The following is a 1,849-nucleotide window of genomic DNA, read 5'->3' as shown; positions in this document are numbered from 1 at the left end:
GCGATGCGGGCCATCTGGTCTTCGCGGCGCTTGATGCCCTCAATCTGAATGCCACCAACCATTTCGCGCCGGCGGCCGGCGGGCGCGGCGGGCAGATTGACATCACCGGCACGAATCTTCTGGTGGCCGCCGGCGACCTTGCCCAGAGTTTTGCTGACGACAGCGCCCACAATGGCTATCTGCTGCTGGATGCGGACCAGCTCAGCCGGCTCGGCGCCGAGAGCCTGCTCATTGGCGGTACCCGCTCTACGACCCCCGATGGCACGCTGATTACTGCCTCCGCCCTCAATCTTGAGGTGGCCACCGATGCGGCCCATGCGCTGACCGGGCCGGAACTGCTGCTGGTCTCGCTGGCCCCCACCACTGACAGCCCGGATGTGCACGGTCTTGCCGTCGATGCCGGCAGCGTTATCAGCGCCATGGGGTCGGTCTCCGGCGACGATACGCCGCTTATCATCGGCGTCGACCCGGTTGCCCTGCATAACGGCCCCAGCGGCGCACTCTCCGGGTATACCGCCGGCGTCAGCGGCGACGGTTCGCTGCTGCGGCTGTCCAACGGCAACCGGGTGGCGGTCACCCGCCATTTCGTGCCGGGCCTTTATACGTCGCCGGACACCACGCCGGCCGCCGCCGGGCCGGTCTCGGATACCGTGCTGGGCAACCTGACGCTGGGCAGCGGCGTTACAATTTCAGGCAACACGCTGACGCTGGACACCAGCGGCTCCAGCATCCTGGCGCCCGACGCCCTCCTGGTCGCGAAGAACTACGACCTGTCCGGCAGCAGCATCAATCTGGGTAATGTACCGGCCGGCACCACCGGTCTGACCGTTTCATCGCAACTGATAGCGACCTTCGCCGGGGCTGACAGCGTGTTGCTGCGCAGCGCCTCGGTGTTCAATCTCTATGGCGATAGCCGTTTTGGCAGTGACGCGGCGCCGATTGGCACGCTGACCTTTGACGGCAGCGGGCTGTACAGCGACGGCGGCACGACCACTGTTGACGCGAACAACATCGATTTTATCGACAGCCAGACGACCGTCAACACAAATGGAGCTCTCACCGGCGGTCCGGGCGGCAGCCTTATGGTCAATGCCGCCGATACCGTCACCTTCGGCGCCGGCGCCAAGACGCTCGGCGGCGTAAATCAGGCTGGTTTTACCGCCGGCCAGCAGGTGCTGTTCGCGAACAGCGGTGCGTTGGATGCCAAAACCGCCAACGTCACCCTGTCCGCACCGGCCGTGGTGGCCCAGGGCGGCAGCGGCCAGTCGCTGACCACCACCGGCGCGTTGGCCCTTCTGCCGGGGACGGGAGTTGCACCGATACTAAGTGCCACCGACATCGGCGGCGCGCTGACACTGACCGGCGGTGATATCACCGTCGCTGCTAATATAATAGCGCAGGGCGGCAAGCTCACCCTGGACGCCACCACCGGCGATGTGACGCTGCTCAACGGCGCCAACCTGAACGCCAAAGGTACCGGCGTGACATTGTTCGACCTGACCGAGGACACGCCGGCCGGCACCGTGCAGCTGATAGCTGACAACGGCAATATCACCGTGGCGGATGGCGCCAGCGTGGATGTCTCCGCCGCCGGCAACGGCTATGCCGGCACGCTGGGTATCCAGGCGGACAAAGGGATGGCAACACTTAACGGCGTACTCAAGGGTAACTCCGCCTATCACGATTTGGGCGGCAACTTTATGCTGACCGCGGACCGTCTGGGCGGCAGCTTGCCGCTCACCGGTTTCTCCGGCTCTTTTGCCGTCAGTCTTGGTAACGGCGATATCACCATCGCCAACGGCCAGACGCTCACCTCGCAGAACGTGTTGCTGGTGACCAACCACGGTTC

Annotated in this window: 1 protein-coding gene; it reads left to right on the top strand. The window is 65.0% G+C overall.

All coding sequences use genetic code 11. The features are described from left to right. Positions 1-1,849: hypothetical protein (locus VGC77_RS13485; RefSeq protein ID WP_331172078.1), on the top strand; the 1,849-nt coding region annotated here is incomplete at both ends.

Source organism: Rhodopseudomonas sp., assembly GCF_036404135.1.
Taxonomy (GTDB): Bacteria; Pseudomonadota; Alphaproteobacteria; order Rhizobiales; family Xanthobacteraceae; genus Rhodopseudomonas_A.
The sequence above is the reverse complement of the archived record's forward strand: the minus strand, read 5'-3'. Positions and strand labels throughout refer to the sequence as shown.